The sequence below is a fragment of the Trichocoleus sp. DQ-A3 genome (assembly GCF_039961975.1).
Classification (GTDB): domain Bacteria; phylum Cyanobacteriota; class Cyanobacteriia; order Cyanobacteriales; family FACHB-T130; genus FACHB-T130.
Genome location: NZ_JAMPKC010000003.1, coordinates 54,003 through 75,490, shown reverse-complemented (window position 1 = coordinate 75,490; position 21,488 = coordinate 54,003). Strand labels below are relative to the sequence as shown.

Annotated in this window: 20 protein-coding genes; 10 read left to right on the top strand and 10 right to left on the bottom strand. The window is 46.1% G+C overall.

What is annotated here, in order from left to right:
• Positions 1 to 114 precede the first annotated feature (114 nt).
• Entirely contained in the window at positions 115 to 1,914 is a 1,800-nt protein-coding gene (locus tag NDI44_RS06710; RefSeq protein ID WP_190410497.1) for an ATP-binding protein, read from the top strand.
• Between the two features lie 66 nt (positions 1,915 to 1,980).
• Positions 1,981 to 2,502 (top strand): DUF937 domain-containing protein, encoded by a 522-nt coding sequence (locus NDI44_RS06705; protein ID WP_190410496.1) that lies wholly within the window; start codon positions 1,981 to 1,983, stop codon positions 2,500 to 2,502.
• A 34-nt stretch (positions 2,503 to 2,536) separates the two neighbouring features.
• Here NDI44_RS06705 and NDI44_RS06700 read toward each other — a convergent pair whose 3' ends face one another.
• A complete protein-coding gene (locus tag NDI44_RS06700; RefSeq protein ID WP_190410495.1) occupies positions 2,537 to 3,592 on the bottom strand; it encodes a saccharopine dehydrogenase NADP-binding domain-containing protein in 1,056 nt (351 codons plus the stop codon).
• A gap of 229 nt (positions 3,593 to 3,821) precedes the next feature.
• Between NDI44_RS06700 and NDI44_RS06695 the strand changes: the two genes are divergently transcribed.
• The 4 genes from NDI44_RS06695 (at position 3,822) to NDI44_RS06680 (ending at position 8,883) form a co-directional block, all read left to right on the top strand.
• Positions 3,822 to 4,496 (top strand): HAD-IA family hydrolase, encoded by a 675-nt coding sequence (locus tag NDI44_RS06695; protein ID WP_190410494.1) that lies wholly within the window; start codon positions 3,822 to 3,824, stop codon positions 4,494 to 4,496.
• Between the two features lie 298 nt (positions 4,497 to 4,794).
• Complete coding sequence (gene purT / locus NDI44_RS06690; protein ID WP_190410493.1) at positions 4,795 to 5,982, top strand: formate-dependent phosphoribosylglycinamide formyltransferase; 1,188 nt, start codon at positions 4,795 to 4,797, stop codon at positions 5,980 to 5,982.
• A 154-nt stretch (positions 5,983 to 6,136) separates the two neighbouring features.
• Positions 6,137 to 6,916: an S-layer homology domain-containing protein gene (locus NDI44_RS06685; protein WP_190410492.1), complete on the top strand. Its 780-nt coding sequence runs from the start codon at positions 6,137 to 6,139 to the stop codon at positions 6,914 to 6,916.
• The gene (locus NDI44_RS06680) at positions 6,916 to 8,883 is read left to right on the top strand and encodes a WG repeat-containing protein (RefSeq protein WP_190410491.1); all 1,968 of its coding nucleotides are present in this window, start codon (positions 6,916 to 6,918) and stop codon (positions 8,881 to 8,883) included. The genes NDI44_RS06685 and NDI44_RS06680 overlap by 1 nt, the downstream gene beginning before the upstream one ends.
• Before the next feature lie 35 nt (positions 8,884 to 8,918).
• Here NDI44_RS06680 and NDI44_RS06675 read toward each other — a convergent pair whose 3' ends face one another.
• A complete protein-coding gene (locus NDI44_RS06675; RefSeq protein WP_190410896.1) occupies positions 8,919 to 9,740 on the bottom strand; it encodes a M48 family metallopeptidase in 822 nt (273 codons plus the stop codon).
• Between the two features lie 383 nt (positions 9,741 to 10,123).
• On the opposite strand from NDI44_RS06675, the gene NDI44_RS06670 reads away from it, so the two are divergent.
• Entirely contained in the window at positions 10,124 to 10,393 is a 270-nt protein-coding gene (locus NDI44_RS06670) for a GlsB/YeaQ/YmgE family stress response membrane protein (protein ID WP_190410490.1), read from the top strand.
• A 376-nt stretch (positions 10,394 to 10,769) separates the two neighbouring features.
• Here NDI44_RS06670 and NDI44_RS06665 read toward each other — a convergent pair whose 3' ends face one another.
• From NDI44_RS06665 to fusA, 6 genes are all read right to left on the bottom strand, one after another.
• Positions 10,770 to 11,477 carry a molybdopterin-dependent oxidoreductase gene (locus NDI44_RS06665; RefSeq protein WP_190410489.1) on the bottom strand — a complete coding sequence of 236 codons (708 nt, stop codon included), beginning with the start codon at positions 11,475 to 11,477 and terminating at the stop codon, positions 10,770 to 10,772.
• Between the two features lie 159 nt (positions 11,478 to 11,636).
• The gene (locus NDI44_RS06660) at positions 11,637 to 12,245 is read right to left on the bottom strand and encodes a cytochrome b/b6 domain-containing protein (protein ID WP_190410488.1); all 609 of its coding nucleotides are present in this window, start codon (positions 12,243 to 12,245) and stop codon (positions 11,637 to 11,639) included.
• A gap of 93 nt (positions 12,246 to 12,338) precedes the next feature.
• Positions 12,339 to 12,776, bottom strand: a complete 438-nt coding sequence (locus NDI44_RS06655; RefSeq protein ID WP_242036946.1) for a DUF4864 domain-containing protein — start codon at positions 12,774 to 12,776, stop codon at positions 12,339 to 12,341.
• An 84-nt stretch (positions 12,777 to 12,860) separates the two neighbouring features.
• Complete coding sequence (locus NDI44_RS06650; protein ID WP_190410487.1) at positions 12,861 to 13,979, bottom strand: response regulator; 1,119 nt, start codon at positions 13,977 to 13,979, stop codon at positions 12,861 to 12,863.
• A gap of 400 nt (positions 13,980 to 14,379) precedes the next feature.
• On the bottom strand, positions 14,380 to 14,946 hold the full coding sequence (locus NDI44_RS06645; RefSeq protein WP_190410486.1) for a Uma2 family endonuclease: 567 nt from the start codon (positions 14,944 to 14,946) through the stop codon (positions 14,380 to 14,382).
• A gap of 133 nt (positions 14,947 to 15,079) precedes the next feature.
• A complete protein-coding gene (fusA, locus tag NDI44_RS06640) occupies positions 15,080 to 17,149 on the bottom strand; it encodes an elongation factor G (protein WP_190410485.1) in 2,070 nt (689 codons plus the stop codon).
• 204 nt (positions 17,150 to 17,353) lie between these two features.
• Between fusA and NDI44_RS06635 the strand changes: the two genes are divergently transcribed.
• A complete protein-coding gene (locus NDI44_RS06635) occupies positions 17,354 to 18,151 on the top strand; it encodes an abortive infection family protein (protein ID WP_190410484.1) in 798 nt (265 codons plus the stop codon).
• 230 nt (positions 18,152 to 18,381) lie between these two features.
• Here the strand turns inward: NDI44_RS06635 and NDI44_RS06630 are convergent, their stop codons facing one another.
• The gene (locus NDI44_RS06630) at positions 18,382 to 19,458 is read right to left on the bottom strand and encodes a spore photoproduct lyase family protein (protein WP_190410483.1); all 1,077 of its coding nucleotides are present in this window, start codon (positions 19,456 to 19,458) and stop codon (positions 18,382 to 18,384) included.
• 113 nt (positions 19,459 to 19,571) lie between these two features.
• Positions 19,572 to 19,928, bottom strand: a complete 357-nt coding sequence (locus tag NDI44_RS06625) for a hypothetical protein (protein ID WP_190410482.1) — start codon at positions 19,926 to 19,928, stop codon at positions 19,572 to 19,574.
• Between the two features lie 126 nt (positions 19,929 to 20,054).
• On the opposite strand from NDI44_RS06625, the gene NDI44_RS06620 reads away from it, so the two are divergent.
• A complete protein-coding gene (locus NDI44_RS06620) occupies positions 20,055 to 20,264 on the top strand; it encodes a hypothetical protein (protein WP_339380865.1) in 210 nt (69 codons plus the stop codon).
• 10 nt (positions 20,265 to 20,274) lie between these two features.
• Positions 20,275 to 21,465, top strand: a complete 1,191-nt coding sequence (locus NDI44_RS06615; protein ID WP_190410481.1) for a low temperature requirement protein A — start codon at positions 20,275 to 20,277, stop codon at positions 21,463 to 21,465.
• Positions 21,466 to 21,488 lie beyond the last annotated feature (23 nt).

The following is a 21,488-nucleotide window of genomic DNA, read 5'->3' as shown; positions in this document are numbered from 1 at the left end:
CGTGATTTTTTCTCGGCTAGATAATTAAAACAAAGCGTCTTTCTGAGTAATTTTAAAAAACAGTAAATTATAATACAAACTAGCTTTTAAAATTATCCCCCACCGGATAGATCGATGATCTCTGAGCCAAACGTCAGGAAGCCTCAGATACGCTTAGGCAGTGCGTTCCCTCACCCAGTCAGTATCACAGGCTGGCTCAGCCGGGTCACTGGTCGTTTCAGCGTTAGCCAAAAAATTAGTTATGGATATGGGCTAACCCTAGGCATTGCCGTTTTGGGAACGGCTGCCGGATTTATGATTGGAGATTACTATCAGCAACGAGCTACGAAGTTGCATGAATATAGCAACCAAGAACTCAACCTTCTCCATCGCTTGCAAAATGGCGTACTACAGGCACGTACGCACCAACAACAATTGATTCCGCTAGCAGAAAATCCGGAATTGTTTTGGGCCGAATACTCTCATTTTCTGGAACATACTGCTGAAATTAAGCGGATATTGTCTCAAATCAAATCTTATACAAACAGCGCCGTTTATCAACGCGAGGCAGCGGCTCATGTACACGCTGATGGAATACCCAGGTTTCTAAAAACTTACGAAAACGTACCAGAAATCTATTTTCATCAGGTTGATGAATTAGTACAGCAAATTGAGCTGTCTCATTTAAAGCCAGATAAAATTCAGGAAGCACAAAAACTACTTTTAAATTTTACGAATGGTTCTGTAGCGCTAAATTTTGATGGTCTCTCAGACGACTTAACTGGAGTTATTCAGGGATCTTACCAGGATGTTAAGCAGGCAGAACTGGCTTTGATTGCTGCGGAAACAATCCGATTTAAAATTATTGTTGCAAGTATTTTATTGTCAATTGCGATCGCTATCCTTTTAGCCATCTACACTTCTCGCGCCATCGTCCGTCCCCTGAAAGCTGCAACTGATGTAGCACAGCGGGCAACTCAAGAATCTAATTTTGGCTTGCAAGTGCCGATTACAACTGAAGATGAAGTGGGAATGTTGGCAACCTCCCTCAATCAGCTCATCCTCCAGGTGGGGCACCTTTTGCAAGAACAAAAAGCAGACAGCGAGTTGCGGCTAATCCAAAGTGAGAAAATGTCTAGTTTGGGACGAATGCTTGCCGGAGTCGCCCATGAAATCAATAATCCGGTCAACTTCATCTATGGCAACTTGGCTTATGCTGGTGACTACGTTAAAGAACTTCTCGCATTACTAGAAACTTATCAAGCTGAAATTCCCAATCCGCCTGAAACGATTCAAACTCAAGCAGAGGAAATTGATATCGATTTTCTTAAACAAGACCTGCCTAAAGTTCTGCAATCGATGAAAGTCGGTTCTGACCGAGTTCGACAAATTGTTCTAAGTTTAAAAGATTTTTCTCGCCTCGATGAACCACAACCTAATTCTGTAGATTTGCACGCCTGTCTTGATAGCACTCTGCTGATTTTGAACAATCGGATTAAAAATAATATCAATATTATTCAAAACTACGGCGATATCCCAGCTATCGAAGGGTACACCGGCTTGCTTTATCAGGTATTTATGAATTTACTCAGCAATGCGATTGATGCTCTAGAAGAGGCAAAAGAGCCTGGAGAAATCGTGATTTCTACAGAACGCCTAAACAAGGATACCGTTGGGGTGCGGATTGCTGACAATGGTTCTGGCATTTCACCAGAACATCAAGAGAAAATATTTGATGCCTTTTTTACCACGAAGCCGAGAGGCATTGGTACGGGCTTGGGTCTATCAATCAGCCATCAGATTATCGTAGAGAAACATGGCGGTAATTTTAGCTGCAAATCAGAAGTTGGGAAAGGGACAGAGTTAGCGATCGCTTTACCGATCAAACATCAAGTCGGTGTCGCATCAACATCAACAACCAAAATTCTCTGCTAATAGCTAGAGGCGAACTACAGCCCAAAAGTGAGACATTTTGTTCAAGTTATCGGAGTAGAAAGAGTTATGGGACTTTTTGACCAAATTATCAATGCCCTAGACAGTCCAGATCGCGAAGCGACTCCCGGACAGATGGATAATATTTTTGGTACCGTGCAGCAGGTCAGCAATAATTATGGTGCCGACCCGTCAGCAGTGCAATCTACAATGTCCCTTGTAGGAAACTACGTGCGCTCTGCTCTACAACAGAAGCAAGCTACCGAAGGCCCCCAACAAGCGCAAGCCCTTGTTAATCAATATGGCGGCAGTTCTCCCAATCCTCAAGCCGTTGATGCGCTTTTTGGTTTTTCTCAAGTGCCGCAAATCGTGCAAGTAATTGCTCAAAGAACCGGCTTGAATCCGGCGATGATTCAACAGATGTTGCCGATTCTCGTTCCCCTGGTGTTAAATCTTCTAAAAACTGGCTCCAGCGCTCAAAATCCGCACGGGTCGAATCCAGTTCTGAATACTTTCTTAGATGCCGACCGCGATGGCGATGTTGATATTGCTGATGCGATGCAGTTAGCAGCTCGCCATCTGGGTAGATAAAGCAGGGAATGGGTAATGGGATACCCATTACTCATTACCCATTATTAATATCTGACCGCTCAACCCCCTCAATTTCCAAAATCAAATCGGCACCATAGACTTTAGACGGCGTCTGGAAACCAACACTTGCCTGTCCGGCAAGCACCTTAGTAACAATAGCCAGCGCCGTCAGTGCTGTGAGCGTATAGCCTTCTGGACATTGCAGTCGGGATACCTTAGTTGCGCCATCATCTGACACCTCTCCCCACAATCTAGTTTTCCCCTGTTGCCTCTGTGCATCGGTTGGTCCTGGTGGTTGAGCTTGGATTAGACGTTTCTGTAAGCTTTGCATGGGTGGTGACCCCAATAACCAACCCAAATATCTACTTGCGACTAGCGCCCAGTAAGTGGAGGGAGGGGTTGCCATATAAACTTCAATATTGGGAATCCCTGTGCTGTAGAAAGCGGTAGACACATCTCCCCAAGGAAGTGTGGTGCCTAAAACAGGGCCTTCTCCAAAGTCGATGGTTCGAGTTTTCCAAGCAGTCGGAACCGGAGTCAGAACGCCACCCCGCCGCACTAAGCCTCCTTGCTTCTGAGCTTCCACGATTGTTGTGGCAGTTCCCCGCGATGTCTGACCGGCGGTGAAAGCCAGCGCCAGACTTGTTGCTGAAGGCAGCTGTCTCTTGAGATGAGCCGCGAGACAGTCAGAAGGAACGACATCAAAACCGACGCCGGGAAGCAGCATTACGCCTGCTTTTGTTGCCTCAGCATCTTTGGCAGCGATCGCCTCGAATACTGCCACCTCTCCGGTAATATCCAAATAATGGGTTTTTGTCCGCAGGCACCCTTCCACCATTGGCTTAGAGGTGCGGGAGAATGGCCCTGCACAGTGGAGTACCACTGCCACATCCTTCAGCGCCGCATCTACGGCGGACTCATCTTCTAGGCTAAAGGCGCGGTGTTCTAAACCAAGCGATGTCGCTAACGGCTGCAACTTTTCGGAATTGCGTCCTGCCAGAATCGGGCGTAACCCTTGCTGCACTGCCAATCGAGCAATCAGGGTTCCGGTATAGCCATTCGCACCGTATAACAAAAAGTTTGAGGACATCACTACAGAAGTTACGACACAGCAGAGATAGAAAGCGATCGCTCTTTTTATCCCGCTTTGTCAATTGAGGGTATAACAGTCGAGCGACTGCATACTTACTATTGTCCGCTTGGGAGTGTTTTCTTCAATACGGCAAAAGGTACAGGTAAGATGACAGAATGTTTGCTTGGCTTTGCTTCCCACCCTAGGATAGCTATGGCACTGATTCAATCGTCTCGCCCCTGAAACTATGTTGGCTGCAATTTTATTTGACTTGGATGGGACTCTGGTAAATACTGACCGAATCCATTACAAATCTTGGCAGGATATTTTAAAACAATACGATATTGATATTGACGAAAATTTTTACCAAAACCGGATTAGCGGACGCCTTAATCCAGTTATTATCCAAGATATTCTCCCTCAGTTATCCTTATCAGAAGGCGAACAACTCGCTGAAGCGAAAGAAGCTTATTTCCGAGAATTATCACCAGAACTTAAACCCCTGGCTGGACTTTCTAAAATTTTGGCATGGACAGAAGAATTAAAGTTGCAACGAGCAGTTGTCACAAATGCACCGCGTAAAAATGTCTACTTCATGCTAGAAGCTTTGGGTTTGGCAGATGCCTTCGCCACCGTTGTTTTAGCAGAAGAAGCGATCGCGGGCAAACCCGATCCGGCTCCCTATCAACTGGCGTTAGATTATTTTGGTATTAAAGCGAAACAAGCGATCGCTTTTGAGGACTCTCCCTCCGGCATTCGTTCATCGGTAGGCGCAGGCATTGTGACAATTGGCATTGCCTCAACCTACGACCCCAAAGTTCTCTGCGACTGCGGAGCAATTTTTGCAGTGCCTGATTTCACCTCTCCGCAGTTGTGGACGTGGCTAGATTCTCCCGCAAAAAACGATCCCGATCCTAATTGAATTTATTAACGCTACACTCTCTTCGCTATAAAGCACTGAGGACGAGTAAGAAGAGATCTCTCCGATTTTATGAATGAATTAGGATTGCGATATTTATATTTCTATGGATGTACAGTTTGATTTTTGTAGAGGTAGGTTTGATAGCCAGAGACCTAATTTATCCCTAAAATTGGGATAAAGCCGCCCTCCGCCACTTAGGAAAGGATAATGTGTAAATTCTAGGCGATCGCGATCTAAATAGCGCTGCTTAGTTTTACAATGAATTGGCGAAATCTGGTAGCTCAAAGTCAAAAAATCAATGGGACACTCTCTGAAGCTTCCTCAAAAAATCATGCTGCTTGGTTCAGGAGAACTCGGCAAAGAATTTGTCATCGCTGCTCAACGTCTAGGCAACCATATCATTGCAGTGGATCGCTATCATAATGCTCCAGCAATGCAAGTAGCTGATGAATTTGAAGTAATTTCTATGCTCAGTGCTGATGACCTAGAAGCCGTCGTGCAAAAACATCAGCCAAATTTAATTATTCCGGAAATTGAAGCAATTAGGACGGAGAAACTGATTGAATTTGAAAAAAGAGGGTTTACAGTCATTCCGACTGCTACTGCTACCCATTACACGATGAATCGAGACCGAATTAGGGAACTCGCCCATCAGCAGTTAGGTATTAGAACCGCAAAATATGCTTATGCAACAAAGCTGGGGGAATTTATTGATGCTTGCGATAAAATTGGATTTCCCAATGTAGTAAAACCTGTGATGTCCTCCTCTGGAAAAGGTCAATCAGTTGTTAAGTCAATTGATGAGGTTGAAGCGGCATGGAAGTATGCGATTGAAGGTTCTAGAGGAGATACTCAAAAAATTATTGTCGAGGAGTTCATTCCCTTTGAATTAGAAATAACATTGCTAACGATTAAGCAGTGGGATGCTCCGACCATTTTCTGTCCTCCTATCGGTCATCGTCAAGAAAGGGGGGATTATCAAGAATCTTGGCAACCCGCAGCAATGCCAGAAAACTTGCTTTTGGAAGCGCAGGCGATCGCGCAAAAAGTTACTGATGCTTTGGGAGGCGCTGGAATCTTCGGGGTGGAGTTCTTTATTACCAAGGATTCTGTAATTTTTTCCGAACTTTCTCCCAGACCTCATGATACGGGAATGGTGACATTAATTTCTCAAAACTTGAATGAATTTGAATTGCATCTAAGAGCGGTTTTAGGCTTACCAATCCCTAAAATAGAACTATTAGGGGATTCAGCAAGTGCAGTAATTCTGGCAAGTAAGCATTCAAATTCAATCGCTTTTATGGAGGTGCAAGAGGCTTTATCTGAACCGAATGTAGATATCCGGTTATTTGGAAAGCCAAATTCTCGCCCTAACCGCAGAATGGGAGTCGCTTTGGCGAAAGCAAGTAATGTCCAAGAGGCGCGGAATAAAGCGACTAAAGCCGCTAGCAAGATTAAAATTGTTAATCAAGACGATCATTATTGATGCTTGATTATTAGAAATCCCCCAACCCCCCTTTTTAAGGGGGGCTAGGATAAGATTCTACCTTTTGCCAAAGAATATAGGGTGGAGCAAATATTTTGTCTTTAAATATGAGAATTGTATTAATAGGTAAATTAGAATTCAGGAGTTAGTCAAGTTGAACGAGCTTATCTTTTCTGATATTCAAAACCATTGGGCGCAAGAGTGTATCAAACAACTACATGAACGAAATCTAATTAGCGGCTACCCAGATGGCAGTTTTCGTCCGAATGCACAGGTGACGCGGGCAGAGTTTGCGGCGCTGGTGCGAAAAGCGTTTCCCAATACTGTCCCGATTCGGAATGCGATTAACTTTGTGGATGTACCTTCAAGTCATTGGGCTTATCAGGCGATTCAAATTGTTTATCGGGCTGGTTTTTTGTCTGGCTATCCAGATCGCACATTTAAGCCCAGCCAGCCGATTCCGCGAGTGCAAGCTTTAGTGGCTTTGGTGTCGGGGTTGAAGTATGGCGCTCCCACAAATCCTAGCGAAATATTAAAAAAGTATTTTGAGGATGCGGCGCAGATTCCCAATTATGCAATTGGCGCGATCGCGTCTGCAACCGAAAGATATCTTATCGTAAATTATCCTAATGTCCGACGCTTTAACCCCAATCAGAATGCCACAAGAGGCGAGATTGCAGCTTTAATCTGTCGCGCTTTAAGCATTTCTGGTGTGCCGTTGCAGTATATTCCAGGGATGGAATTTGTGGTGATTCAACCGCAATTTGATGAAGCTGAAGCTTTTTCGGAAGGATTAGCACGAGTCAAAATTGCTGATAAGTGGGGTTATATCGATAAAACGGGTAAACTCGTAATCTCGCCACAATTTGATGAAGCGGATGCTTTTTCTGAAGGAGTGGCACTAATTAGACAATACGCGCCAAAGAGGCAGTAATGGAAACTCGCGGTGTCTGGATTACCACAACAGATAGCAAAGTTCTGAATTCTCGGCAAAACATTGCTGCGGCGATGGATTTCCTCGCTCAAACTGGGTTCAATGTAGTCTTTCCTGTTATTTGGAATAGCGCCTTTACGCTATATCCCAGTAAAGTGATGCAGGACAATTTTGGAGTCGAAATTGATCCGCGATATCGCGATCGCGATCCCTTAGCTGAAATGGTAACTGAGGCGCGTCGAGTTGGACTTGAGGTGATTCCCTGGTTTGAATACGGATTCGCCGCTTCTTACAATCAAAATGGCGGGCATATTCTTGCGAAAAAACCTGATTGGGGTGCCCGCGATAACAGCGGGAATTTAGTTAAAAAGAATAGTTTCGAGTGGATGAATGCCCTTGATTCTGAAGTGCAGGAATTCTTACTCAATTTAGTGCTAGAAGTTGTCAAAAATTACGATATTAGCGGCATTCAAGGGGACGATCGCCTGCCTGCACTTCCAAGCGAAGGGGGCTACGATCGACGAACAAGCGATCGCTACTTTCAGCAGTTCTTCCAAAATCCTCCACAAAACCCAAAAGATCCGCAATGGCTTCAGTGGCGTGCGGATATTCTCACGGATTTTTTAACTCGCCTCTACCAAGAAGTCATTAATATTAAGCCAGACTTGCTGATTTCACTGGCACCGAGTCCCCACGGTTGGGCACTTCAGGAATACTTGCAAGATCCCAAAGCTTGGAGCGATCGCGGGTTAGTTGATATGATGCATCCACAGTTGTATCGCCGCGATTTCTCTAGTTACAAACAACTGGTTGATAGTCTTGTCGCCCAGCAATTTACCGCCGCACAACTACCAACCCTGATACCCGGTATTTTACTCAAAGTCGGTGGATATCGCATCAGCGCCGAATACTTGTTGCAAGCGATCGCTTACAATCGCTTTCGTGGCATCCAAGGCGAAGTTTTCTTCTTCTACGAAGGTCTGCGAGAAGACAACGATGCCTTAGCGAAAGCCTTGCGTTCTGGCCCCTACTCCCAGCCTGCACCCTTTAATCCCTCACAATTAAAACAGCTTGGCTTTACCAATCGCAGAATTGGTGGCAAATATAGCTATATCGACACGACCGGGAAAAGTGTCAGCCAGCCCCAATTTGACTGGGTGGATTCTTTTCATAGCGGGCTGGCGCGGGTCAAAATGGGCTACAAGTGGAGCTTTATTGATACTACTGGAAAATTGATTAGCCGATTCCAATTTGATAGCGCTGAGTATTTTAGAGAAGGGATGGCAGCGATAAAAATTGGTAGCAAATATGGTTATCTCGATAATACGGGGAAACTCGTCATTCCGCTGCAATTTGATGAAGCTAAGTCTTTTTCAGAAGGGTTGGCAGCAGTCAAGATAGAGAACAAGTGGGGCTACATCGATCGGAGGAACACTAAGGCGCTAGATGCTCCTCAGGGTTGGATCAACAACTTTCTGCTTCGCTTCCAAACTATTTTTAATCCAAACACCCTCACAATTCCTCCGCAATTTGATAGCGCTTATGCCTTTTCGGAAGGAATGGCACGCATTGGTGTTGGTGGAAAATATGGTTATATTGACACGACGGGAAAGCTGGTAATATTGCCACAATTTGAGGACGCTAAATCTTTTTCAGAAAAATTAGCAGCGGTAAAACTTGCTGGGAAATGGCAGTATATCGATAAAACTGGGAAGGTGGTAATTTTGCCGCAATTTGAGGATGCTGAGTCTTTTGTAGAAGGGCTAGCAGCAGTCAAAATTGCTGGCAAGTGGGGCTATATTAACAAGATAGGAAAGCTGGTCATTCCTACAGAATTTGACAACGCGCAATCCTTTTCCCAAGGATTGGCGCTGGTTAATATTGGTGGATCGTGGCGTTCCGGTGAGAATGGGGAATTGTCTTTCAGCGGCGGGAAGTGGGGCTACACTCGGAATGTGCTGTCTTGAAGGGCTGAGGGCTGTAAGGGTGAGTTTCCCGGTCGCTACTGAGTTGCGGGTGGCAAACGCGATCGCACAGACTGAGCAAATTCCTCGCGTCCAATCTCCAATTGTGGTGGAACGCCGTTGGGATAGGTTTGAGAGATCAAAGCTTGTAGTTTTTGAATTCGGTTCTCAGGGTTGGGGTGGGTGCTGAAAAACTCCGGAGATTGACCGCCACTCCTGGCACTCGCCAGAATCTGCATCACTTCAACACTAGCTTTAGGGTTGTATCCAGCTTGCGCCATAAACTGAACGCCAAGGCGATCGCTTTCTAGTTCGTCCTCCCGTCCGTAGCGCAGATTGACAATCTGGTTCACTGCTTGGGCAATCACTTGTGCCTGCCGACCGCCACCTTGGTCGTCACTCGCCGCAACTCCAACCGCTGTTACCAGTGCTGTACCAAGTTGCTGCTTTGCCAAGCGTTCCGCCCCGTGTCGTCCCACAACGTGCCCGACCTCGTGCCCCAACACAGACGCCAGTTGTGCTTCAGAAGAAAGACGACGCAGCAAACCCGCAGTAATAAAAATTTGTCCTCCCGGCAACGCGAAGGCATTAATCGTTTGAGGGTCGCGCAGCAGATGAAATTCAAAGGGATAGCCGGAAGTCTTCGCCTTTGACTCCTGCACTACCTCATTTCCTACTTTGTCAATATAGTTTTGTAGCGCCGGATCTGGGTACAGACCGCCAAATTTCGCCGCCATTTGCGATCGCGCTTGCAGTCCTAGGACGACTTCCTCCTTTGGCGAAAGTTGCACCCGCTGCTTTTCCCCAGTTACCGGGTTCTCGACTGTCGTAGTGCAGTAACTAACTAACCCAAATAGCATAAGTAACAGTGCAATTCCCAGCCGGATCAGCGCTCTCACTGCTTATTCCCCCGATTTATTCGTCCGGAGATTATCATACTGCTCGGCAATCTAACATCAGTCCGAAGGATGCTTTATTTAATTTTTTTGTAGGATAAAGGCAATTCTAGAGCTTGAACCTAAGCGTTTATCTTCTTTTACCCCAATGTTAAATATTATTAATTGACTGGAAAGTTCGGTGCAATCATATAGAGGAATTAGCGCTGTAGGAACCTGAACGTGAAAAGAATACCGTTTGCCTATCTTTTGGGGTAAAGACACTTATATCGTGTGGCAGATAGGATTGCTCTATTTGAACTGTTAATCTGTAAATGTAAAGAAGAGACTATTAAGGAATCAGAACCATGAACATTATTGCTTGGATCGTTTTAGGTCTGATTGCTGGTGCAATTGCTAAAGCTATTTATCCGGGTCATCAAGGCGGTGGTATTCTAGGAACCATCGTACTAGGAATCATTGGAGCTTTCGTAGGCGGTAGTATCGGTACTTTCCTGCAAACGGGGACTCTACAATTAGCAGCTTCTAGCTTGAGCATTCCTGGAATCATTGTCGCTGTTTTAGGCGCAATTGTTGCAGTCTTCCTGTGGAACTTACTCACTCGCCGCGCCGCTTAAGTAGCGCTACATCTGCCACTTCGTTCGGCAGATTCACAATGCTCAATCTGCGATCGCAGCTCTTGGGCAAGTCTTGGGCAACTGATTAATTTTCAAGGAAGTGAAAATTGCGTTGTAATAGACGACAGGTAAGTAGTATACGCCTCGTCAGTAGGGGAGTATTAGAGACTCCCCTACACTTTCAATGCAATGAGATCAAAGAACGCGATCGCTTGGCTCAAGATTGATATTTTTTGATTGAAGTATTAAACTTCGGAAATTCTCAATCTTGCTGGACAAAGCTACTTTATGGCTTTGAAATAACTGCCAGAGCTTGCATCTGCCATTCGTATAGAAGTTTAAGATAAAAATTGAAGTGTGAAACCGCAGGCTGCAACTATAGTCCTGCGAACCATTCATAACCTTTATCTTCCCAATAGCCTTTATAAGGTAACAAATCGCTAACTAGCGTAATGCTTGTCACCCATTTGCTTTGCTTGTATCCGAGTTTAATCGGGGAAGCTAGACGTAGAGGGGCACCATTCTCAACCGATAAAGGTTGACCATTTTTTTGATACGCCATGAGAGTTTGGGGATGCAACGCAGAAGCAATATCCCAACTTTCGTAATAACCATCCGCCGACTTAAAGTAAGCATAGCGGACATTCGCTTTTGGTTGCGCCAGAGATACAATTTCCCGCAGTTGGATTCCCCCCCACTGCACAATTGCCGCCCAACCTTCGACGCAGACATGGCGAATTGTCATTGAGGATAAAGGCATTTGCTGAAGATCCGCCATACTAAGACTCAAAGGATTATTAACCTCGCCATTTACATTTAGGCGAAACGCAACAGGGTCTATTTGTGGCGTAAAGTCAAATGTATTAATAATTAAAGCATCTGGCTCAATCTGGCTAGCAGAAAATTCAGGTACAGGTTTTTGCGGATTTAGCAGTAACTCTTCAACACTTTGGTTGAGGGGTTCAAAAGCTTTACCTGCAATCCCCTCAAACACGCTGAACGCACAACCCCCCAGAAGTAAGCTAATACTAGAAAGTCCTGAGAATTGCAGAAATCTGCGACGGGGAACTTGAATCAAGTTCATAAAATATCTCTACTAAAATATTCAATAACTTAAATAGCAACCTCCTCCTTTAAGAGTTCCTGTAAGAAACCCAGTGAACTCATTTTAAAGAAGGAAACTAGATTGATAATGAGCTTTAGGATTGTTGTAATCCAACCTACAGCTCATTATAAAATACCGCTACCGGAACATAGAATCAATTAAACGAGAACCTCCTACTTTAAGAGCTAGCCAAGAGTGAACCATTGCAAATAGTATGACAGTTGGCACACTCATAAAGTGAACAATTCGCAATGCTTGCCAATCGCCAAATAAATCAACAATCCAGTGAAATTGAGCTGGTTTATACATTCCCAGTCCGCTTAGCAAAGCGAGCAGTAAAATCGGAATAATCGCGGTGTAAGCAATTCGATGCCAAGCATAAGCAATGCGCTTGGGGTTGTGGCTCAATTGCAGTGCCTTCACATCCTTCTCACCTACAAATCGATGCTTCCAGCGCCGAGTTATCAAAATATAAATCCCGTACCAAACTAAATTTAGAGCAAATAGCCACATGGCAGCAAAATGCCAGTGTCTACCTCCAGCAAGCCAGCCGCCTAGCAAAAACAAGGGTGGAAAATGCCAACCACCGCGTCCGCCAAAAACCGGATTAGCATTGTAAATCTGTAGTCCGCTGGTAATCATTAAAAGCAAGCTAATAATGTTGATCCAGTGAAATGATTTTACCGCCAAAGCTTGTGTCGGTAGCAGTGGGGGGCGAGGTGTTTGGGAGGAAATAGACGAACTCATAGATTTATAAGTATAAATTTATCTTTTTTTGATTTCATCTTAAACACTATCTTCTCACATCAAAACTCAAAACTCTTCTTACCAATTTTCTATTCAAACCGTTTCCCCTTTTACTGGCACTAAATAACACCCAGTAATTTTCCATTTACCCTGAGATTGCTTTTTCATCAGATAAAGTGCCCTGATCAAATTTCCCTCTCGATCGAGTAGAAGCACTTGCTGAGCTGGGAATCCTTCAATTGTGGTCATGTTCTCAAACATCACGGAACGAGGACGATGAACTGGTTGATAAGCAGCCTTCACCATCCTTAAAAAGTTGTCTGGCGTCCCGAATTGAGCTTGAATTTCTGCGCTAGCAAAGGAGAAAGCTCCTTCAGCATCGTCTTTTTGAAACGCTTCCAGTTGGTTAGAAATCACAGAACGGATAATCAGGCGATCGCTATCAGTTACTTCCATTTGTTGAGCTTTAACAGGTAAGGTGAGCGGTAAAAAAGCCAGCAAGAATTTCAGGAAACAACGGACGCAACGCATCTGAAAATTATTTTGACCTATCGGAGATTTTAATCTGGATTAGCAAGCCGGATTGGAATGAGCCAAGAACTCCGTTAGGCTCAATCAACCAGATTTAATCTGAGACAATCTATCTTGCATTTCTACATCCACCGACACCGAGCGAATTTTGCGCCCGATTGCTGGAGGCTGCCGCAGTTCGCATCGGAGATCCGCAACTAATTCGCACAAGTGTTGCGCTATGTCCCGATCCAATGGCGTCTCTGGTTGAAAGCTATGTTCAATCTGACGAGCTAGTTGAGAACCCCACGGAAAGCCAAACATCCCTAAAGAACCCGCTAGCTTGTGAGCTGCCCAAACTGCTCGGTGGCGCTCCTCCAACCCCAATTCGTCTCTCAATAAGGCAGTCGTTGCCTCCTCAACAACATCTATCCGAGAGATAATCTCTCCTTGCAAGCGCTCCCAAACTTTCATCACTGCTGCCTGCGTTTGAGCAAGCGTCGGCGGCTGGTGTAGGGCGGAGGATACCGCTTGTGTTGGAGGATGAGATTGAGCTGGCTTGAGGCGATATCCTAGCCCATAAACCGTCTCAATCAGATCGGTGGGAGCGCCCGCGGCTCTCAGTTTTTGCCGCAACCCTTTAATGTGAGATCGGACGGTTTCTTCAGCGGGTGGTTGCTCAAACGACCACAGGTGTTCCAGAAGCTCGCTGCGGCTAAAGACTTGATTCGGACAGCGCACAAACAGTTCTAGTAGCGCATACTGTTTGGGGGTAAGATGCAAGTTTTTCCCTTCATAGCGTCCCTCTAAGGTAGGCGGGTCAAGACCTAGGCTGCCATTCTTCAGAATTGGCGGCTTTAATAAACAGCAATGACACAGGAGAGTGCGGACACGAGCCGCTACTTCTTCTAAATCAAAGGGTTTGAGGACATAATCATCCGCACCAGCATCCAGCGCCATGACTTTATCGCCATCAATTTCATGGGCAGCGTATAAGAGAATCGGCATCAACTGCCCCAAAGAACGTAGCCGCTGACAAAGACTGATGCCATCAAGTGTAGGCAGCATCACATCTAGCAAAATTAAGTCATAAGTACCAGCCCGTGCAAATTGCCAGCCTGCTTGCCCATCGGCTGCCCGGTCAATTATATAATTGCGATCGCTGAGGGTTTTGGTGAGAGCTTGTGCCAAACGCTCATCATCTTCCACTAGCAGAATGTTCACTTTGAGATTTCCCCTAATCCTGATTCGCTTCCCGTCAAGCACTGGCGACAGACGCCCGCAGGCATTTTCTACATATATCAATTAATTTGTCAATAGTGTTTTAAAAAATAAGCATTTCTATGAAGTTATTTAAACTAAGTTTGCCTGATATTAAAGATAAAAGCAAAAAGGCAAATAGGAATCATCACAATTTGCCTTCTGCTGGCAGCAGTAACCGTAGCAGTGAAGCATCTTTTGAAATTGGCAATTGTGGTGGGTTTTAGAAAGATTTTTAAGTACGACGATCACTAACGATGGCTGTCTCTGCAACAATAACATCTAGCAATTTTTCGTTGTGCTATTCGATTCATCTTGGGTTCGCAATTCAAGGCAAATTGCGATCGCTAATTTCCGCTAACTTCTAACTAAACAACCGCGCCACAGGACAAGTAAACCCGGGAAGCAAGGGCGAAGTCAGGTCATCGCTGGCAAACAATGTTGCTGTTAGCACCAGTGTTGCCCCCTCCCGTCGATAAATCTGAATTTGCTGCAAACGCCAATCAACTATCCAGTATTCTCTGGCTCCCTGCGATGCGTAGAGTTTTAGTTTCACCTGTCTATCTCTGCGTTCATTCTCCTCGCCTGGAGATAGCACCTCAACCACCAACTCTGGTGCTGCGGTTAAATGCCCTGCATCATCTAACACAGCAGCTAATCGTTCCTTGCTTGCCCAAACTACGTCAGGAATCACGTTATCAGCATCCGTAAAAATGATGCCAGCACCACTTGCAGATTCTCCTAAACCAGTCTGTCGCGACCAAAAATTCAACTCTGTACAAATATTGCTACATACTCTTTGATGGCCCCAGTGTGGTGCGCGTGTCACAAATAATTCTCCATCCACAATCTCATAGCGATTCCCGTTATCTGGCAACAACTCCAGATCGGCAACTGTCCAACGGACTCGATCCGTAGTGGTTTGGCTCATCAGGCGCTCCTTGAGTGTGTTACTCCATTTTATTAGTGCAAAGAAAAGACTGAGAACTAGATTTTCAGTCCTCAGTCCGCGAAGAGAGTGCCGCTACGCGAACACTCCTTAGCCATATTTTCAGATGAAGGCTTTAGCCGCGCAGATGGGCGGCGTTTTCCATCAGCTGCTGTTGCAGGTTGGCAGGTACCGGCTTGTTGGAGGCAAACTCCATCGAGAAGTTCGCTTGACCGGAAGAAAGCGATCGCAACTGTGCAGAATAACCGAACATTTCCACGAACGGCACTTCGGCACGGATGACAGCGTAATTTTCCATCGTCTCAGAACCCAGCAGGACGCCGCGACGAGACGAGAGATCGCCCTGCACTCGCCCGACAAACTCGTTAGGTGTCTCCACTTCCACGAGCATAATCGGTTCGAGGATCACTGGCGCTGCTTTGGCAAAAGCTTGCTTGAGTGCAAGACTCGCCGCAGTTCGGAACGCCATTTCCGAAGAGTCAATCGCGTGGTAAGAACCCGCTTCTAAGATCGCTTTGACATCAACAATCGGATAACCGATGAGATGTCCGCTTGCGATCGCTTCGCGGAAACCTTTCTCGCAAGCCGGGATGAATTCTTTAGGAATTGCACCACCAACCACCCGATTCTCGAACGCAAACAGTTCTTCGCAGGGTTCAATCCGACCGATAACATGAGCATATTGACCGGGACCGCCGCCTTGCTTCTTGAGCCTATAGTCGAAGGTTGCCGACTGGGTAACGGTTTCGCGGTAAGCTACGGCGGGCGCACCGACGTTAACTTCGGCGTTGTATTCCCGCTTCATGCGTTCGATGTAGATTTCTAGATGCAGTTCACCCATCCCGGAAATCAGGGTTTCCTTGGACTCCGGATCGATGCTGACGCGGAAGGTAGGATCTTCCCGTGTAAAGCGATTGAGTGCTTTTGACATTTGATCGGCATCTTCCCGTTTCTTGGGCGCGATCGCTAGCGTCATTACGGGTTCTGGCACAAATATCCCCTCCAAAGAGAGGTTAGTTCCGTCCGAGCAGAACGTATCGCCAGAAGCGCAGTCTACACCCAGCAGAGCTACAATGTCCCCAGCGGCGGCGGTTTCGACCTCCTCGCGTTTGTTCGCGTGCATCCGCACAATTTGGCTCACTAGCACTCGTTGGTTAGTGCGAGTGTTGTAGATGCGTTGTCCCTCGCGCAGCGTCCCGGAATAGATGCGGGTATAAGTCAGTTGTCCGTACTCATCTTTGGCGATTTTGAAAGCCAAGGCAACCAGTGCGGCTTCCGTGTCTGGATAGACAGGAATCGGCTCATTGGTCGAAATCGCGATCGCTTTCACCACTTCTCTATCGACAGGTGACGGCAAGTAAAGAGCAACAGCATCTAATAGGTTCTGAACCCCCTTATTTTTGAAGGCGGAACCCATCAGAACTGGAGTTAATTGCAAGCTTAAAGTTGCCCGACGAAGAGTTTCCCAAATCATTTCTTTGGGAATTTCTTTGCTCTCAAGTAGCCTCTCCATCATCGGTTCGGAGAACATAGAGAGTTGATCGAGCATCTTTTCTCGTGCTTCTTTTGCCTTATCCCGTAAGTGTTCGGGAATTGACTGAATCACGCGAATTTCGCCTTTTTCTCCAGCAAAATAGTTTGCCGTCATTTCAATCAAATCAATGAGGCCTTCAAACTTATCCTCGCTGCCGATAGGATATTGAAGCAGTACCGGGTTCAAACCGAGTTTTTCTCGCAGCGATCGCACGACTCGGAATGGATTTGCACCTGTCCGATCCATCTTATTAATGAAGGCAATACGCGGCACTCGGTAGCGCTTCATCTGCCTATCTACAGTGATAGATTGCGATTGCACACCAGCAACCGCGCACAGCACCATAATCGCACCATCGAGAACCCGCAATGCACGTTCAACTTCTATCGTGAAGTCTACGTGTCCAGGAGTATCGATCAGGTTAATCTGCGTATCATTCCATACGCAAGTTGTCGCTGCTGAAGTGATGGTAATGCCTTTTTGTTGCTCTAACTCCATGTAGTCCAACGTAGCGCGATCGCTACCTCCCCGAACTTCGCCAATCTTGTAAATTTTGCCCGTGTAGTACAGAATCCGCTCGCTGAGGGTGGTTTTACCAGAGTCGATGTGAGCAGAAATTCCAATATTACGGATGCGCGTTCGGGGAATCATAGGACAAATACTCTGCCTTACCAGAGCCATGAAAAGACGTTTGCCACTTGTGCGGCAATATTTATACTACAAAAATAATACAAAAGTGTCAAGGGGATGGGAAGGTAGAGCGATCGGGGTATATCATTAATACAATAGGAAATACTAAACACACTTAAAAAGTGCGATCATCAGCCTATACTTGTTGGGTAAACAGAAAGATATATGAGTAAATCAACAAAGCAGAAAGACAGAATTGTTCTATCAATCAAGCGTTGTATAGAATCCAAGTTCCTAGAATCGGACTGGACTGAACTAGCTTATCTTACAAATGGTAAGGATATTATTTATAAGCACCAGAGACTATTGCGAAGTCTTAGTTTTGGCGATCAGGACTACGGGGATTGCATCTTTGATGTTATTGAAAAATTATTAGCTCGTGACCCTGGCAATTTACAAATTATTATCGACTTCATTGGGCTGCAAGAATGGCTAAAAGAAAACCATCCTCAAGACTTTGAAGAACTTTATGGACACACACAACCCCTCCTTGACACTACAGAGGAGATAGCAATAGCAAACTCTTTTGAACTGAACCAACACATAGTTAGGATTCGTCGTGCTGTAGAGTCAGATCCGGAACTTGCAGTAGGTTCAACAAAAGAACTTCTAGAAAGTGTTCTCAAAACGATTCTTGAAGGTTTTGGAGAAAAACCAGGAAAAGACGATATGCCCAAATTGCTAAAACGTACACAAAAAGTTTTAAATCTTAATCCCAGTGAAGTCGATTTAAATATGAAAGGAGCCGAAATTATCATAAAAATTCTAAATAGTATCGGACAGGTTGTGATTGGTGTCAATGAACTAAGAAATATTTATGGTACTGGACATGGTCAAGTTCACAAATCTGGTATCACTCCAGATTATGCGCGATTAGTAGCAGGCACAGGCGCAACTATAGCTATGTTTCTGATGGAAAATTTTGAAATGCAGAAACAGAAGGACACAGGAGCCAGTAGTTAATAGCAACCCAACACTAAGTGATCGCTTCTTTTCCTTTGTCCCAGATATTAAGTGATTTAGCGCGATCGCTCAGTATTGGCTAAACCGAAGTGTGTAGACGCCGAAAAATAGGAATTAGCTGGATAAGGTCTCCAGCGTAATCGCCTTTTCCCACATTGCAAACTCGCTCAAATATAAAAAAGCTGACCTGTAATTTGGTCAGCTCATAAGATTAGATTTAGCTAGAAATCTCAAGTCCAGTAGAGAATGCGACCTTGGGGAAAGCGCTTAGTAATCTCACCCTCAAAAAAGCGCCGTAGCGTCTTCATCGTGTCAGTGTCATAAACATACTTGGTGCCGCCAAACTTGTTACGCTTAACAGTGCGTGTTTCTTCATCCATGTCCAGCTTTGATTGGGGATACCAAGTTTGCAAAACCTCTTTTGAGCCAGGGGTGAAGCGGTGGGAAATCAACTCGAAAGTCAGGTCACAATCAAAATCGAGTGCTTCGCTAATCGAGTCAAGCAAACGAGTGTAGTGTGTCTCCCAATCCTCTATCGGCATAATCGGCGCAATCACTAAACCCACTGGATACCCGCCACCACCAGAAGATTGAGGTAAAGCCAACCGCCGCAAAGCTTGCAGCCGGGAAGCGACCGAGGCTGTACCGCCTTCAAACCGACGAGACACCGGATCGGCATTCACACTGATTCGACAACGGGTGTGACCATTGTGTGGTAAGTCCAGTAATTCATCCACCGCATCGAACTTGGAAACCCAACGCAGATGTCCGTTCGTCCGCGTGCCAAAATAGCGGATACATTCTGCAAGGCTGCCAGTTAAATGTTCAATGCCCAAGGGATCGGTGTAGCAGCTAACCTCAAAACTTGTGGCGTCGCTTCCTTCGTAAGCTGCTAGATTCTCCAATATTTGCGGCAAGTTCGCAAAGACGCGAATTACTGGTGGCCCTGATAAACTACCAGCTAAATAACAGTATTGACAGTGTGCTGGACAGCCTTCCGCGATGTGAAATTGCCAGTCAGCCGATGGAGGGATGGGGCTGAGTTTGAAGGAACTAGGCGGTGCGGTGACGACGGCGAGGGTACGCTTAGCAGTGTTATAGGTATCGCGATCGCTCTCGCCACGTAAACCAGTCAGGCGGTTTCGCGCCAACTCTTCGATGGGTAAATTAAGCGACTGGACGCGAGAAAGTATCTGCTGACCGTAAGGTTCTTCTAAAGCAGCGGGTGTGAATAAAACTCGCTCCGGCATCCACAAACGGGTGGATGGCGCTTCTGGAGATGAAATGTTGTTTGCGATCGCGTGCATACTGTCAGATTCTGCGTATTGATCAATTTGGAGCTGAAGTCAGGGGCGATCGCGATCGCCCCTGACCGCCTTAATTCTCTAAAACTTGGCGGATGCGTCCGCCCCTGACCGCCTTAATTCTCTAAAACTTGGCGGATGCGTCGTTCCAACAGTTCCAGATCCAGACCGCCTTCATCACGGCTAATCCGACGCACCGTTGAGTTAACGTTGCTCAAATCCACCAATAAATCTTGGAGAATTTCTTGCTGTTGACGCGCTTGGGTGACTTCACGCGGTTCTTGCACCAAGTCACGAATGATAGTGTCTTCAGCCCGCGAGGCAACAATCGGGTCAGCTTCCCCCTGTAGATGAACGAAGGTTCGCCGCCCCGGTCCGCGCTCTTCCTCGATGGGGATAATTGCTGTCACCTGGTCGGAGCGCACGTATTTTCCGAATCCTAGATGGACTAAAACCGATGATTGTAGTTTCATTTAGAAGAATGTTTATTTTGTCCCTTACTTCTATTTTAAACGCCTAACAAAAGACCTGAGACCTAGAACTGGAGCGGGTTTTACTCCCTTAAGAGTAGTAGTATCCGGTGGCGATCGCGCGACTTTTTGACCCGACTATCATGGGCGCAAAATATCTGTTTACGCAAAAGATTTATCTGTACCATCGGGATTCCCGGCTGGTTGAATGCGATGCTTCACTTGCCTATGGGTAGCCTTGCCAAGTCAGATTTAGACCAATTGGCGGCTGAATGCGATCGCTACAGAAAGATTCGATTTTCTATGGGATATTATCTGCATAATCCTCTCGGAAATTAGAGAGTGCAAGATGATTAAAACTTTGTGGCAACCTCCCCGCCTGCGGACGCCTGAAGAGAACGAAAAAGAACGCCGCGCGACTTGGTTAGAACTCTTTTATGACTTGGTATTTGTGGCAGCGATCGCGGAAGTGGCGCATAATCTCAACGAACACGTCTCGCTGCTGGGTTTTTTGGGTTATATGCTGCTGTTTGTGCCGATTTGGTGGTCTTGGGTTGGGGCGACTTTTTACGCAAGTCGGTTCGATACTGACGACTTAGGACACCGACTGCTGACATTACTGCAAATGATTGCGATCGCAGTGCTGGCAGTAAACGTGCATTACGGCTTAGGAAAAACTTCCGACGGCTTTGCCCTTTCCTACGTAACTGTTCGATGTATTTTAATTTTCCAGTATCTAAGTGCTGGATACTTTGTCGTGGCAGCGCGGAAGTTGACAACTTGGTACGTGATAGGCTTTAGCATCGCCGCCGCCATCTGGCTAATCTCAATTTTTGTCCCAATTCCTTGGCGGTTTTGGCTTTGGGGATTGGGATTTCTGATTGACTTTGGCACACCTCTCACCGCCAGACAGTTGGCTGCCAAGGTGCCGCCGAGCTTTTCACACATCCCAGAACGTTTAGGCTTATTTACGATTATCGTGTTGGGTGAGGCGGTGATTGGCGTAGTCAAAGGCGTTTCTCAGCTGCAATGGGGTATTGCATCTGCCACTGTGGCTGTGCTAGGGATGATAGTTGCTTTTAGCCTGTGGTGGATCTACTTTGACAGCGTGGATGGCTCACCCCTGCGGAGGATGGGAACTGGCAACCTGAACTTTGGTTTAATCTGGCTCTATTCCCATTTACCCCTCGCCATTGGCATTGCTGCTGCTGGTGTAGGTGTGGAGCATATTGTCGTGTCCAGCAAAACGGCAGGAGCGTTACCCAGTAACGAACGATGGCTGATCTGCGGCGCTGTGACGATGTGTTTGATAGCCTTGGCGGTGATTCACCTGATTACCTGTACTTTAGGGACAAAGCGACATCGTAAGATTTTAGCCGCCTATCGTTTGGGTTCTGCGGCTTTTATTCTAGTGATTGCGATCGCGGGTGCGGCTTTGTCACCGATTACAGTCGTTAGTTTGGTAGCTTTAGCTTGTGCTGTGCAAGTGGTGCTGGGTTTCCTGATAACCCCTCACGTTCAGCCTGAGGCAAAGTGCTGATCGATACGATAAAGGTATTCAGC

Coding starts and splice junctions, on each gene's coding strand:
- NDI44_RS06710 (WP_190410497.1), top strand. CDS start 115: ATGATCTCTGAGCCAAACGTCAGGAAGCCTCAGATACGCTTAGGCAGT.
- NDI44_RS06705 (WP_190410496.1), top strand. CDS start 1,981: ATGGGACTTTTTGACCAAATTATCAATGCCCTAGACAGTCCAGATCGC.
- NDI44_RS06700 (WP_190410495.1), bottom strand. CDS start 3,592: ATGTCCTCAAACTTTTTGTTATACGGTGCGAATGGCTATACCGGAACC.
- NDI44_RS06695 (WP_190410494.1), top strand. CDS start 3,822: ATGTTGGCTGCAATTTTATTTGACTTGGATGGGACTCTGGTAAATACT.
- purT (WP_190410493.1), top strand. CDS start 4,795: ATGGGACACTCTCTGAAGCTTCCTCAAAAAATCATGCTGCTTGGTTCA.
- NDI44_RS06680 (WP_190410491.1), top strand. CDS start 6,916: ATGGAAACTCGCGGTGTCTGGATTACCACAACAGATAGCAAAGTTCTG.
- NDI44_RS06675 (WP_190410896.1), bottom strand. CDS start 9,740: ATGCTATTTGGGTTAGTTAGTTACTGCACTACGACAGTCGAGAACCCG.
- NDI44_RS06670 (WP_190410490.1), top strand. CDS start 10,124: ATGAACATTATTGCTTGGATCGTTTTAGGTCTGATTGCTGGTGCAATT.
- NDI44_RS06665 (WP_190410489.1), bottom strand. CDS start 11,477: ATGAACTTGATTCAAGTTCCCCGTCGCAGATTTCTGCAATTCTCAGGA.
- NDI44_RS06660 (WP_190410488.1), bottom strand. CDS start 12,245: ATGAGTTCGTCTATTTCCTCCCAAACACCTCGCCCCCCACTGCTACCG.
- NDI44_RS06655 (WP_242036946.1), bottom strand. CDS start 12,776: ATGCGTTGCGTCCGTTGTTTCCTGAAATTCTTGCTGGCTTTTTTACCG.
- NDI44_RS06645 (WP_190410486.1), bottom strand. CDS start 14,946: ATGAGCCAAACCACTACGGATCGAGTCCGTTGGACAGTTGCCGATCTG.
- fusA (WP_190410485.1), bottom strand. CDS start 17,149: ATGATTCCCCGAACGCGCATCCGTAATATTGGAATTTCTGCTCACATC.
- NDI44_RS06635 (WP_190410484.1), top strand. CDS start 17,354: ATGAGTAAATCAACAAAGCAGAAAGACAGAATTGTTCTATCAATCAAG.
- NDI44_RS06630 (WP_190410483.1), bottom strand. CDS start 19,458: ATGCACGCGATCGCAAACAACATTTCATCTCCAGAAGCGCCATCCACC.
- NDI44_RS06625 (WP_190410482.1), bottom strand. CDS start 19,928: ATGAAACTACAATCATCGGTTTTAGTCCATCTAGGATTCGGAAAATAC.
- NDI44_RS06615 (WP_190410481.1), top strand. CDS start 20,275: ATGATTAAAACTTTGTGGCAACCTCCCCGCCTGCGGACGCCTGAAGAG.